The sequence below is a fragment of the Streptomyces sp. NPDC127038 genome, assembly GCF_042725875.1.
In the GTDB taxonomy this organism is placed as follows: domain Bacteria; phylum Actinomycetota; class Actinomycetes; order Streptomycetales; family Streptomycetaceae; genus Streptomyces.
In genome coordinates, this window is sequence record NZ_JBHXDQ010000061.1 from 27,787 (window position 1) to 39,382 (window position 11,596).

An 11,596-nucleotide genomic window follows, 5' to 3' on the forward strand; every position below is an offset into this window, starting at 1 on the left:
GGGGCGATGGGAAGGGAATCCGCCGTGAACAAGGCCGAGGAGTTCGAGGAGCTGCGGGCGCTGCTGTTCTCGATCGCCTACCGGATCCTGGGCAGCGTCAGCGAGGCCGAGGACGCGGTCCAGGAGACCTGGCTCCGCTTCGACCGCTCCCCGACGGTGCCCGACTCGGCCAAGGCCTTTCTGTCGGCCACGGTGACCCGGGTGTCGATCGACGTCCTGCGCTCGGCGCGCGTACGGCGGGAACAGTACGCGGGTCCGTGGCTGCCCGAGCCGCTGCTGAGTGATCCGTACGAGGATCCGGAGCGCTCGGCCGAACTGGCCGACTCCGTGTCGATGGCGGCCCTGCTCCTGCTGGAACGGCTCAGTCCGCTGGAGCGGTCGGTGTTCGTGCTGCGGGAGGTGTTCGCCTTCGGGTTCGACGAGATCGCCACGGCGGTGGGTCGTTCGGAGGCGGCGTGCCGGCAGTTGCTGGTGCGGGCGCGCCGCCACATGAAGGCGGGCCGGCCGCGGTTCGAGGCGGACCGCGCGGCACGGCAGGAACTGGCGGAGCGGTTCTTCGACGCGTTGAAGGACGGCGACGTGGACGCGCTGCGGAGTCTGCTCGCGGCCGACGTGCAGATGGTCGGGGACGGCGGAGGCAACGCTCCGCAACTGGCCCGGGCCGTCGTCGGCGCGGAGAACGTGGCGCGGCTCCTGGCGTCCGTCTTCCCGGTGATGGCCCGGATCGACGTGACGTTCGAGCCGCACGAGGTCAACGGCCAGCCCGGCGCCGTCTTCCGCGCCCCGGACGGCAGGATCCTGCACACGCTGGCCCTCGACGTGCTCGACGGCCGCATCCAGGCGATCCGTTCGGTGCTCAACCCGGACAAGCTCGGCCATCTGGGCCCGGTCGCCGATGTCTGGGCCGTGCACCACGAGGTGCGCCGGGCCCGCCGCCGGACGGACTGACGCGGACCGACCTGGTCGGCGGCCGGGGCTCAAAACGATTCGCCCCGGGCGAAGGGTGCCCATTACCCTGCGTGACGTGAATCACCGCCGCGCGTCCTTCCGTCCCTCATGAGCTTCGCCCGAACCCTGATCGACGTCCGGCCCCTGCGTACGTCCCCGGCCTTCCGGCGTCTGCTGATCGGCCGGACCGTGTCCGTGCTGGGCAGCGTCATGACCATGGTGACCGTCATGTACCAGGTCTGGGACATGACCCGCAGCACGGTCTGGACCGGCGCCGTGGGGCTGGCGCAGGCACTGCCGCTGGTGGTGTTCGGGCTGTTCGCGGGTTCCTGGGCGGACCGCAGCGACCGTCGGCGGATCTTCCTGTCGGCCCAGGTCGGGCAGGCCGCCGTCTCGTTGCTGCTCGCGGTGCAGGGCTTCACCGGCCGTGTCCCGGTGGCGGGCGTGCTCGGCCTGGTCGCCGCGCAGTCCTGCTGCGGCGCGGTCGCCGGACCCGCGGCCGGCGTGTTCGTGCCGAGGCTCCTGCCGAAGGACCAGGTGGCGGCCGGGCTGGCGCTCCAGCAGGTCTCCTTCCAGGCCACGATGCTCGCCGGTCCGGCGCTCGGCGGGATCCTGCTCGGCTGGGCCGGTGTCGGACCCTGCTACCTCCTCGACGCGCTCTCGTTCGGGCTCGCCTTCTACGGCGCCTTCGGACTGCCCGCTCTGGCGCCCGAGGGTGAGCCGTCCCGGACCGGGCTGCACGGGGTCCTGGACGGCCTGCGGTTCCTCGCCGGGCACCGTGCCGTGCGCGGCGCCCTGATCACCGACCTGGCCGCCACCGTGCTCTCCATGCCGCTGAGCCTGTTCCCGCTGGTCAACGCGGAACGGTTCGGCGGCAGTCCGCGCACGCTCGGTCTGTTCCTGTCCGCGCTCGCCGTCGGCGGCGTCTTCGCGTCCGCTCTGTCCGGGACGATCACACGCCTGGCTCGCCCCGGACCGGCGATGCTCTGCGGGGCCGGGGTGTGGGGCGCGGCGCTCGCGGCCTTCGGTCTGGTGCGCGATCCGTGGGCGGGGCTCGGGCTCCTGGCCCTCGCCGGGGCCGGTGACTCCGTGTCGGTGATCTCCCGGAGCACGATCGTCCAGACCCATACTCCGGACGCCCTGCTGGGGCGGGTCACGGCGGCCGAGCAGATCGTCGGCCAGGCCGGACCCAACCTCGGCAATCTGCGCGGCGGTGTCGTGGCCGGCTGGACCTCGGGAGCGACCGCCCTGGTCAGCGGCGGGCTCGCCTGTCTGTGCGCGGTCCTCTGGGTCGGCGCGAAGACCCCGGAACTGCGCCGGAGAGCCATCCCGGAGCCCGGCGCCGACACCTCGACGCCCGAGCCCGGCACGGGCACCCTGACGCCCGAGCCCGGCACAATCACCCCGCCGCCCGGGCCCGGCACCGGCACCGGCACCCAGACGCTCAACCCGGACGCCCTCACCTCGCCGCCCGGGCCCGTGGACATCCCCGTACCGGACGGATCATGACGGACGGGGCCGAGCCACCCCGCAGGCCCCGCCCCCAAAGGCCCCGGCGCCGCAGCGCCCGGCCCCGTAGCGCCCGGCCCCGCGGCGCCCTGCCCGCCTCCGCCCCACGACCGTCACCCGCTGCGCGTCACCCGTGCTGCTTCTCGGCCGGCGGGAACGCGAGACCGGTCGGGGTGTCGAGGCCCGGAGCCGGAAGCGTGACCTGGCCGCCGCCCGTCTCCGCGACCCGTACCACCCGGTCGTTGAAGCCGTCGGCCACGTAGAGTCCGCCGCGGCCGTCCAGGGCGAGGCCCAGCGGGTCGTTCAGACCGGTGGTGGGCACCGTGCTCTGGCCGCCGTCGCGCGCGGACACCTTCACGACGCGGTTGTTGCCGCTGTCCGAGATGTACAGGTCCCCGCCCGCGTTCACGGCGAGCCCGGTCGGCTGGGACAGACCGGACGTGGGAACCGTGGTCTGGCCGCCACCGTCCGCGGCGATCCTCACCACCCGGTCGTTGACGAAGTCCGAGACGTACAGATCGCCGCGGGCGTCCAGGGCCAGACCCCACGGATGGAGCAGTCCCGTGGTGGGGACGGTCGTCTGCCCGGTGCCGTCGGAGGGCACCTTCACGACCCTGTCGTTGAAACTGTCGGCGATGTACAGGGTCCCGCGGGTGTCGACGGCGAGGCCCAGCGGACGCGAGAGACCCACGGTGGGAACGGTGGTCTGCGCCCCGCCCCTCGCCTCCAGCTTCACGACCCGGTTGTTGCCGGTGTCGGAGACGAAGAGGTCGCGGGCCGCGTCCCAGGCGAGGCCGGTCGGGCGGACCACGCCGTCGAGGGGAACCGTCGCCGGGCCCTCGCCGGCCCCGGGCAGTCTGACCACACGGTTGTTGCCGTAGTCCGACACGAACAGCGGGGGTCTGTCCGGTGAGGGCGGGTTCTCCTGCGCCGCGCCCGCCGGCCCGGTCGGCAGTGCGCAGAGCACGACGACCCCCGTGACGGCCGCCAGCCGCCGGGCCCATCCCGCACGGCCACCGGCCGGTACGGACTTGCGCGTTCGTGCTTCCGTCATCCTGTGCTTCACGAGGGGCCCATCTGTTCTCGACGGCCGGCGTGGCACCTGACCGTCTGCGGAAACGGCTGCCGCCGCCCGGGCTTCGAGCCGTACGGGCAGTCCTGCCGCCGGGTGCGGCGAGCGGCCGCCGGGAGGAGCGGACGCCGTCGTGGTCCGGGCGGCCACCGGGTCGGCGGCATGATCGATGCCTTCCCCCGTCGCACCGGGCATCCCACCGCCGTCGCCCGCTCGGCCGACCGCCGGGGGCGGGCACCCCCCGTGCGCCTGCGCGACGGGTGCCGGAAGAGGCGCTTGAATACCGGAGCGTGACTACCGAATCCGAGCGTTTCACCGTCCTGCTGGTCCCCGAATTCGTCGAGCACAAGGACATGGTCTCCGCGCGGGACGCCGCGGTGCGGTCCGCCGTCGTCGAGGCGACCGGGGAGACCGGCGAGACCGGTTACCCGCGCTACGCGGGCGACGGGATCGTGGCCGACATCGACCCGAGTTCGCGCACCGTCGAGGCGCTGCTCGTCGACGGCATGGAGCTGGACTACGGGCTGAGCGCCCTGATCGCCTCCTGACCGGGCCCCGACGGGACATCAGCCCGGCGCCGCGATGAGTTCGGCGCCCGCGGCCGGTCCACATCAGGAACGGATGTCGTCGACAGCGAGAGCGAGGGAGATCCGCCATGGCGGCTCAGGACACCGCGAAAGAACCCACGGCCGAGCTCGACGCCCGGTACAGCTCCGCAGTCAATCCACGTCCGGGATCGACGGACGTCACGGCCACCGAATGGGCCGAGGCGCGCGGGCAGCTGGAGGCCGCCGAGATCTTCTGGCTGTCCACCGTCCGGCCCGACGGACGGCTGCACGTCACTCCCCTGATCGCCGTCTGGCGCGACGGGGCGCTGTACTTCTCCACCGGTCCCGGCGAGCAGAAGGCCAGGAACCTCGCCCGGGACGGCCACTGCGCGCTGACCACGGGAGGGAACGCGCTCACGGAAGGGCTCGACCTGGTCGTCGAGGGCAAGGCGGAGCCCGTCTCCGATCCGGAGCGGGTGGAGGTGGCGATCGCGGCGTTCGAGGCGAAGTACGGACCGCACATCACCTCGCCCGAGGGCACCTTCCACGGGCTCGGGGACGCGATCCGCGCGGGTCGGGCGACGGTGTTCGCCGTGTCCCCCGCGACGGCGTACGGCTTCGGCCGCGACAACGGCGTCTACACCCACACCCGGTGGTCGTTCTGAGCGACGGGCGTCCCCCGGCTCGCGGGTCCGGCCCGGTGTCCGTCAGCCGGCCGTGCCCGCGAGCTGGTCGTCCAGGGCGCTGCGGAGCCAGTCGTGGGTGACGCCCGGGGTCGGGTCCGGGGAGGCGGTGACCTCGGCGGTGAGATCCCAGTAGCGGTCGATCCTGGGGTCGGCGGCCAGCTGTCCGCCGAGCCCGCGCCGGAAGCCGGGGGTGTCCCGCGTGTCGCGTGAGCGGGCGTAGGCGGAGACGAAGCAGTCCAGGGCCTCGCCCGCCCGTGGCGGCCGCCCGGCGCGCAGGTGCGGTGCCGCCAGCGCGTACGCCTCGACGAGTCCGTCGTAGAGCACGGCCGGGCTGCCCCCGCCGGCCCGGTGTGCCGCGGGCTGGCCGTTGCCCGTGCCGGGGCAGGGCGCGGTCACGAAGGCGTGCAGCCGGGTGAAGGCCAGGACCTGGGCGGGCGTTGGGCTCTCGGGAAGCTGCGGCACGGAGTGTTCGACGATCGCGGAGGCGAGCCTGGCCGGGAGCCGCGGCGGCAGCCAGCGTCGCCAGAAGCCCGCCAGCGGCGCGGTGCTGGGCGGGACGGACACGGCGCCGATCAGCCGCAGGCGGGCGGCGCGTTCCTCGGGACCGCAGTCCTGGAGCAGTCGCAGGGCCGCCTCCTGCCAGCGCAGGGCGGTGAGCCGCGAGCCGATCTGCCGCAGCCGCCCCGCGACGACGTCCTCCAGCGTGTCGTCCCGGTCGAGGACCCGCTCCACGTCGGGTACCGGCAGGTCGAGGGTGCGCAGCGAACGGATCAGATGGAGCCGGTCGAGCGCGTCGGGACCGTAGCGGCGGTGGCCGCCGGTGCTGCGGGCCGCCTCGGGCAGCAGCCCTCGGTCGGAGTAGAAGCGGACGGTCTTGACGGTGACGCCCGCGCGTTCGGCGAGTTCTCCGATGCTCCACATGCTGTCGGGGGACACGGACTTGAACCTCCCTCAGGGGGAGTTCCTACGGTACCGGCGAGCGCGGGACGCCGGTACGGGCGGCCCCGTGGACCACGGCGTACGAGGAGGCAGTGATGACGGCGTTCATCCTGGTGGCGGGTGCTCACACCGGCGGCTGGATCTGGGAGGAAGTGGCCGCCCGGCTGCGGGAGTCGGGGGCGTCGGCGTATCCGGTGACGCTCACCGGCATGGGCGGTCCGGGCCGTCCGGCGGACCCCGGCACGGACCTGGAGGCGCACGTCCGCGACGTATTGCGGGTGATCGACGGCACGGACGCGACGGAGGTCGTCCTGGTCGGGCACTGCTACGGCATCCATCCGGTGCTCGGTGCGGCCGACCGGCGCCCCGAACGGATCGCCCGGATCGTCCACTTGGACGCGGGCATGCCCGGACACGGCGACCGGGCGCTGACGTTGGTGCCGGACCAGGCGGTACGCGACCGGCTGTCGCACCGCGTCGACGCGGAGGCGGATGCGGAGGCGGACGCGGAGGCCACGGCGGACGAGGCGGCGGGTGGGGACGACTGGCTGGTCCCTGCGCCGACGGCCGAGGAGTGGCAGCGCTGGGGCAGCGTGGCCGGGTTGGACGCGGCGGCCCTGAGGCGGCTGGCGGAGAACGCCGTCCCGCAGCCCGCGGGCACGCTCACCCAGCCGTTGCGCCTGACGGGAGCCGTCTCCGCGCTGCCGTCGACCGGCGTCCTGTGCACCGGCAACGGCTCCAGCATCGCGATGGTCGAGGGCCTGGTGGGGCTGGGGGATCCCCGGCTCCAGGCGCTCACCGAGCCGCGGGTGAGGTTCTTCGAACTCGACGCCGGGCACTGGCCGATGCTCTCCCACGCGGGTGAGGTGGCCGGGATCCTGCTCCGGGCCGCGGCCGGGGAGGGCCACCGTGTGACCGGCGCCGGCGGCGAACCGCCCGGCCATCTGCGCCCGTTCCTGCTGGAGGTGCCGGAGCGGCGCCGTGAACGGACCGGGCGGATCGATCTCCACTTCCCCGGCGACGGCCCTACCGTTCCCCCGGAGTCCGAAGGTCCTTGGCCGGCGGTGGTGTTCGTCCACGGCGGTCCGGTTCACCCCGACGCGCGGCCCACTCCACGGGACTGGCCGGGGTTCGTCGGCTACGCGCGTTCCGTGGCGGGCCTCGGGGCGGTCGGTGTCACCCTGGACCACCGCCTGCACGATCTCGCGGACTACGGGCGGGCCGCGGAGGACGTCGCCGAGGCGGTCGAGCTCGTACGGGCCGATCCGCGGGTCGACGCGGACCGCGTGGCGCTGTGGTTCTTCTCCGCCGGCGGGCTCCTGTCGGCGGACTGGCTCGCGGCGCCCCCGCCGTGGCTGCGCTGTGTCGCGGCGACCTACCCGGTGCTCGCGCCGATGCCGAACTGGAGCCAGGTCGGCTCCCGGTTCCGGCCGGCGGCCGCCGTACCGGGCGCGAAGCGCCTGCCCCTCGTGCTGACCCGCGTGGAGCTGGAGCGCGCCGAGATCGCGGCGACGGTCGAGGCGTTCCTGGCCGCGGCGAAGGAGTGCGACGCCGATGTCGAGGTGATCGACGTACCGGGCGGCCGTCACGGTTTCGAGACGACGGACCGCTCCGAGGGGGCGCGCGACGCCGTGGACCGCGCGCTGCGGTCCGTGCTCGGCCACCTCCGGACCTGATGGCGGGGCCGTCCCGTCACCGCCGTGGCCGGCGCTCCAGTGCCTGGCTGAACGGGGTGACGGGACGCTCCTGGAGTTCGCCGTCCACGGTGATGTCGACGGCCTCGTTGTAGAAGGCCAGGAGGTCCTTGATCGGGCCCACCGCGGGCAGCGGGTCCGGGTAGCTCCACACGACGTTCGGCGGGACGGGGGCGTCGCCCCGCAACGACCAGTAGCGGGCCGTGCCCTTGTACGGGCAGCCGGTGTGGTTGGTGGTGGGGACGAACAGGTCCAGGCGGACGTCCTCGCGCGGGATGTAGTACCGGGTCGGCAGGCCCGTTTCGAAGAGGAGGACGGGGCGGACTGTGTCGGCGACGGGCGTGCCGTCGATGTCGACCCGGACATGGCGGCTGCTCGCCAGGGCGTCGACGCGTTTGTGCGGGTCGCGGGGGTGGATGAAGATCTCTTCCTCCTCCTCGTACCAGTGGTCCAGGCCCCGGCCGACGCGTCCGAACCACTCGAAGGCGATGTGTCCGGCCAGGTCGGGGGCGGCGAACGTCCAGGCCGCGTTCTCCAGCGGCTCGCCGTCCAGCTGGAGGTCGTAGAAGATCCGCGATCCGGTGTGCGTGCCCGTGGCGGGGTTCCTCGCGGGGCGGAGCAGGTCCTCACGGACGTCCTCGCGCGGGAAGGCGTACAGCGGCACCGGTACGTCCGGTTCCCACACGAGCACGGGGTGCCTGCTGTCCACGACGGTCACCTCGCCGCGGCGGCCGCGCACCCAGCGCGCGCTGGGTTCCCACAGGAGGCCCTCCGGGGTGGTACGGACGGCTCGGGCGGTGCGGAACGTGGTCATGACCGGCCTTCCCTGCGATCGCTGACGCCGGGCATCGGCTCCGGCGCTGGCTCGGTGCCGAGCTCCTGCTCCGGTACCGGTACGGGCTCCGGTACCGGCAGGGGCTTCGCCTTCCACCCTGACACGGTTCGGTCCAGGCGTCCCAGCGCGAACGGGGCCGGGGGGGGCGACGGGCGCCCCTCGCGGCCCGCGCGGTCTCCGGCTGCCGGAGATGAGGGAAAACTTAACAAGCCGGGCGGAGCCGGATAGTCTCGCGTGGACGTCAACTCATCATCTCTGCAGGCGCCTTGGTGACGTACCGCCCGCGACACCGTGAGAACGACCGCCCGGCATCCTCCTCGGGCGCGTCGGCCACAGCCTCGTACGACCCGGAACCGGAGAGGAGCGCGGGGGGAACGGTGCGTAGGAACAGGGAGATGCGCAGGCTCGCCGACGCGCTCGTCGACCCCATCCGGGCGCGGCCTCCCGCGGACCCCGAGGAGCTGTTCGCCGCGCTCGTCGCGTCGGTCAACCAGTGGCGCGGGCGCGAGGTCCTCGTGCACCGGGCGGCGTTCCCGCCGCACACCGCGACGGGGCTCTGGCTGGACCGCGACACCCACGACGACATCATCGTCGAGGAGCGCACCGCCGTCTGGCACCAGATCGTGATCCTCGGTCACGAGGTGTGGCACATGAGCCAGGGAGACGCGGCTCCGCCGCACGGTCTGAACGCCTCCGCCGGTGCCCAACAGGCCGCCGCCCGCACCGACTTCAGCCTGCGGGCGGAGCAGGAGGCCGATCGTTTCGGCATGCTGCTCGGACGGCGCCTGCGGGCTCTGGCGGAGGTGCCGGACCCCTCCGTCCCCGGCTCCGGGGCGGACGGCTCCGACGATCTGGCCAGCCGTATAGGGGCCGCCCTGAACTATCGCGGGACGCGAAGATGAGCGGTCTGATCAACTACGCCAGCTGCGGGCTGCTGTGGCTCGGTGTGACCGTGCGGGCCCCCGATCTCGTACGTCACTGGCGCGACCCCATCCTGCGCGCGGTCTGCGCGGTCATGGCGCTCGCCGGGCTGTGCTTCGTGCTCGGCGCGCCCCCCACGGTGGGAGCCGTCAACCGGGTCAGCGGGATCCCGAACCTCGCCGCCCCGCTCACCTACGCCGCCATCACCGCCTACAGCGCGATGTCCCTCGTCCTGATCGTCTTCTGGAAGGGCGGACCGGACGTCCGCAGGGTCGCGCGCGTCCTGATGGGCGGCTACTGCGCGGTGCTCGTGCTCGTCGCCGCGCTGTTCGCCCTCGGGGACGCGCCCGTCGAGCGCCGCACCGACTTCGACACCTACTACGCGCTGACGCCGTTCATCGCCGAGATGATCGTGCTGTATCTGCTCGCCCATCTGACGGCCGTCGTGACCACGGCGCTGTGGTCGCTGCGCTGGGCCCGCGCGGTCCACGGCCGGCTCCGCACCGGGCTGCTGACCATGGGGGCGGGCACCGTGGTCGGCGCCGGGTACAGCGTCACCAAGCTCACGGCGGTCGTCGCGCGCTGGTGCGGGTCCGACTGGTCGGCCCTCGGCACCCAGGTGTCGCCGGGACTGGCGGGTCTCAGCGCCGTACTCACCGTCACGGGCATCCTCATCCCCTGGGCCGGGCCCGGGCTGACGTCCTGGCTCGGCTCCTGGCGCGCGTACGTACGCCTGGCGCCCCTCGAACGCGAGCTGGACGGCGTCCTGGCCCGCCGCAGTCTCCGGCTGCCCCGCCCCCGGCCGTCCTCGCCTGCCGCCCTGCTGATGTGGCGCCAGACCAGCATCCACAACGCCCTCGGCTACCTCGACGCCCTGTTCGACCCGGAGCTGTACGACCACGTCCATGAGGCCACCCTGCGCACGACCGGCGACCGGGAGCGGGCCGAGGCCGCCGGCTGGGCGGCGGTCATCGCCGCGGCCGTGCGCACGGAGCGCGGCGGACATCCGGTCCCCGGTGCGCCGGGCGCGCCGGGGAGTCCGCAGGGGGCGGGCAGGCCGGGCGGCGCGGGGTCGCGGTTCCCGGCACCGGACGCCTCCGCCCTCGTACGGATCGCCGAGGCGCTGTCCGTGTCCGGCCCCCGCGCGGACTCCTCCGTGCGCCCCGGTTCCACCGCCAGGGGTGCCGTATGAGTCACCCGCCGACGGCGCCGGCGCCATCGTCGATCGCGTGGGCCGCTGAACGGAGTTCCCGCCCATGAGTCTTGTCGTGTACCTCGCCGCGTTGCTGCTGGCGTTATCGGCCGCGCTGCTGTTCCGCCGGCCGCGCGCGGCCCTGCGCAATCCGCTGACGGCGTCGACCTGCGCCGCGGTCTCGATCGGCGCGCTGTGCTTCACGTGCTCCGCGCCCGTCACCCTGGCCGCCGTCAACCGGCTGACCGGCATTCCCAACTTCGGCGCGCCGCTCACCTACGGCATGATCTCCGCGTACAGCTGCTCCCTGATCATTCTGCTGATCCAGTGGAGGGGCGGCCCGCCCGAGCTGGTCCGGCGCAGCACCCGTCGCGCCGTCGTCGTCTTCGGCCTGCTGATCGTCGCCATCGTCGTCCTGTTCTCGCTGGCGGACGCGCCCGCAGAGCGGCTCAGCGATCTCGACACCTACTACGCGAACACGCCGTACATGCGCGAGATGATCGTGCTGTACCTGGTCGGTCACGGCGCCTGCATCGTGGTGATGAGCGCCGTGTGCCTCACCTGGCTACGCGAGGTGACCGGCCCGCTCCGCAAGGGACTCCGGCTCATCCTCGTCGGCCTGCTGCTGGACGTCGCCGGCTTCGAGTTCGCCAAGATCACCGCTGTGGTGGCCCGCTGGTGCGGCTACGACCTGGACTTCCTCTCCACGAACGTCGCACCGCCCGTGGTCTCGCTCGGCGCGCTGTTCTGCTCCGCCGGCTTCGCCCTCCCCCGGCTCCTGCCGCCGGCCATCACCCACTGGCGCAGCCTGAACGACTACCGCCTGCTGACACCCCTGTGGACGGAGGTGCAGTGGGCGGCGACCGCGCCGAAGCCCTCGCCCTCCTGGTGGGAACTCCCCTACGCGCGGCTCCAGTGGCTTGAGGTCTCCATCCACGACGCGCTCCTCGCCCTGGCCCCGCTGTTCGACGACCGGGTGCGCCGGATCTCCCTGGCGACGGCGCTGGACGAGGGCAACTCCCCCAGCCAGGCCCGCGTGATAGCGGAGGCGGCCATGCTCGCCGACGCCGCACGGCAGGCGGCCGCGCCCGCGGACCGCCCCGTCAAGGAACCCAGCACGTACCGCCTGCACGCCACCGGCGCCGTCGGCACCACGGGACTGGTCGAACTCGCCCAGGCGCTGGGGCGATCGCCCGTCGTCGCCGCAGCCCGTCGGGGATCGGTGACCGCGTCCCATGACTGAGATCAAGGA

The 11,596-nt window shown here is 73.6% G+C and carries 11 protein-coding genes; 8 read left to right on the top strand and 3 right to left on the bottom strand.

Annotated elements, in window-relative coordinates:
* Positions 1–24 precede the first annotated feature (24 nt).
* Together ACFWI4_RS31960 and ACFWI4_RS31965 are read left to right on the top strand one after the other, a co-directional pair.
* Entirely contained in the window at positions 25–948 is a 924-nt protein-coding gene (locus ACFWI4_RS31960; RefSeq protein WP_387203393.1) for an RNA polymerase sigma-70 factor, read from the top strand.
* 108 nt (positions 949–1,056) lie between these two features.
* On the top strand, positions 1,057–2,457 hold the full coding sequence (locus tag ACFWI4_RS31965) for an MFS transporter (protein WP_387203396.1): 1,401 nt from the start codon (positions 1,057–1,059) through the stop codon (positions 2,455–2,457).
* A gap of 127 nt (positions 2,458–2,584) precedes the next feature.
* Here the strand turns inward: ACFWI4_RS31965 and ACFWI4_RS31970 are convergent, their stop codons facing one another.
* The gene (locus tag ACFWI4_RS31970) at positions 2,585–3,511 is read right to left on the bottom strand and encodes an SMP-30/gluconolactonase/LRE family protein (protein WP_387203399.1); all 927 of its coding nucleotides are present in this window, start codon (positions 3,509–3,511) and stop codon (positions 2,585–2,587) included.
* 308 nt (positions 3,512–3,819) lie between these two features.
* Between ACFWI4_RS31970 and ACFWI4_RS31975 the strand changes: the two genes are divergently transcribed.
* Both ACFWI4_RS31975 and ACFWI4_RS31980 read left to right on the top strand, forming a co-directional pair.
* Positions 3,820–4,077 carry a hypothetical protein gene (locus tag ACFWI4_RS31975; protein WP_387203402.1) on the top strand — a complete coding sequence of 86 codons (258 nt, stop codon included), beginning with the start codon at positions 3,820–3,822 and terminating at the stop codon, positions 4,075–4,077.
* Between the two features lie 107 nt (positions 4,078–4,184).
* Positions 4,185–4,742 (top strand): pyridoxamine 5'-phosphate oxidase family protein, encoded by a 558-nt coding sequence (locus tag ACFWI4_RS31980; protein ID WP_387203406.1) that lies wholly within the window; start codon positions 4,185–4,187, stop codon positions 4,740–4,742.
* A 42-nt stretch (positions 4,743–4,784) separates the two neighbouring features.
* On the opposite strand, the gene ACFWI4_RS31985 is transcribed toward ACFWI4_RS31980, so the two are convergent.
* Positions 4,785–5,699 (bottom strand): MerR family transcriptional regulator, encoded by a 915-nt coding sequence (locus ACFWI4_RS31985; RefSeq protein WP_387203409.1) that lies wholly within the window; start codon positions 5,697–5,699, stop codon positions 4,785–4,787.
* Positions 5,700–5,797: 98 nt separating this feature from the next.
* On the opposite strand from ACFWI4_RS31985, the gene ACFWI4_RS31990 reads away from it, so the two are divergent.
* Entirely contained in the window at positions 5,798–7,378 is a 1,581-nt protein-coding gene (locus ACFWI4_RS31990) for an alpha/beta fold hydrolase (protein ID WP_387203412.1), read from the top strand.
* Between the two features lie 16 nt (positions 7,379–7,394).
* Here the strand turns inward: ACFWI4_RS31990 and ACFWI4_RS31995 are convergent, their stop codons facing one another.
* Positions 7,395–8,210, bottom strand: a complete 816-nt coding sequence (locus ACFWI4_RS31995) for a DUF427 domain-containing protein (protein ID WP_387203414.1) — start codon at positions 8,208–8,210, stop codon at positions 7,395–7,397.
* A 398-nt stretch (positions 8,211–8,608) separates the two neighbouring features.
* On the opposite strand from ACFWI4_RS31995, the gene ACFWI4_RS32000 reads away from it, so the two are divergent.
* The 3 genes from ACFWI4_RS32000 to ACFWI4_RS32010 all read left to right on the top strand — a co-directional run bounded on the left by ACFWI4_RS32000 (position 8,609) and on the right by ACFWI4_RS32010 (position 11,587).
* On the top strand, positions 8,609–9,133 hold the full coding sequence (locus ACFWI4_RS32000; RefSeq protein WP_387203417.1) for a toxin: 525 nt from the start codon (positions 8,609–8,611) through the stop codon (positions 9,131–9,133).
* The gene (locus ACFWI4_RS32005) at positions 9,130–10,344 is read left to right on the top strand and encodes an MAB_1171c family putative transporter (protein WP_387203419.1); all 1,215 of its coding nucleotides are present in this window, start codon (positions 9,130–9,132) and stop codon (positions 10,342–10,344) included. Before ACFWI4_RS32000 ends, ACFWI4_RS32005 begins: the two co-directional genes overlap by 4 nt.
* Before the next feature lie 64 nt (positions 10,345–10,408).
* Positions 10,409–11,587: an MAB_1171c family putative transporter gene (locus ACFWI4_RS32010; protein ID WP_387203422.1), complete on the top strand. Its 1,179-nt coding sequence runs from the start codon at positions 10,409–10,411 to the stop codon at positions 11,585–11,587.
* Positions 11,588–11,596 lie beyond the last annotated feature (9 nt).

What these genes read in the sequence shown, in the direction of transcription:
- ACFWI4_RS31965 (WP_387203396.1), top strand. Translation starts at nt 1,057, where the DNA reads ATGAGCTTCGCCCGAACCCTGATCGACGTCCGGCCCCTGCGTACGTCC.
- ACFWI4_RS31970 (WP_387203399.1), bottom strand. Translation starts at nt 3,511, where the DNA reads ATGACGGAAGCACGAACGCGCAAGTCCGTACCGGCCGGTGGCCGTGCG.
- ACFWI4_RS31980 (WP_387203406.1), top strand. Translation starts at nt 4,185, where the DNA reads ATGGCGGCTCAGGACACCGCGAAAGAACCCACGGCCGAGCTCGACGCC.
- ACFWI4_RS31990 (WP_387203412.1), top strand. Translation starts at nt 5,798, where the DNA reads ATGACGGCGTTCATCCTGGTGGCGGGTGCTCACACCGGCGGCTGGATC.
- ACFWI4_RS31995 (WP_387203414.1), bottom strand. Translation starts at nt 8,210, where the DNA reads ATGACCACGTTCCGCACCGCCCGAGCCGTCCGTACCACCCCGGAGGGC.
- ACFWI4_RS32005 (WP_387203419.1), top strand. Translation starts at nt 9,130, where the DNA reads ATGAGCGGTCTGATCAACTACGCCAGCTGCGGGCTGCTGTGGCTCGGT.
- ACFWI4_RS32010 (WP_387203422.1), top strand. Translation starts at nt 10,409, where the DNA reads ATGAGTCTTGTCGTGTACCTCGCCGCGTTGCTGCTGGCGTTATCGGCC.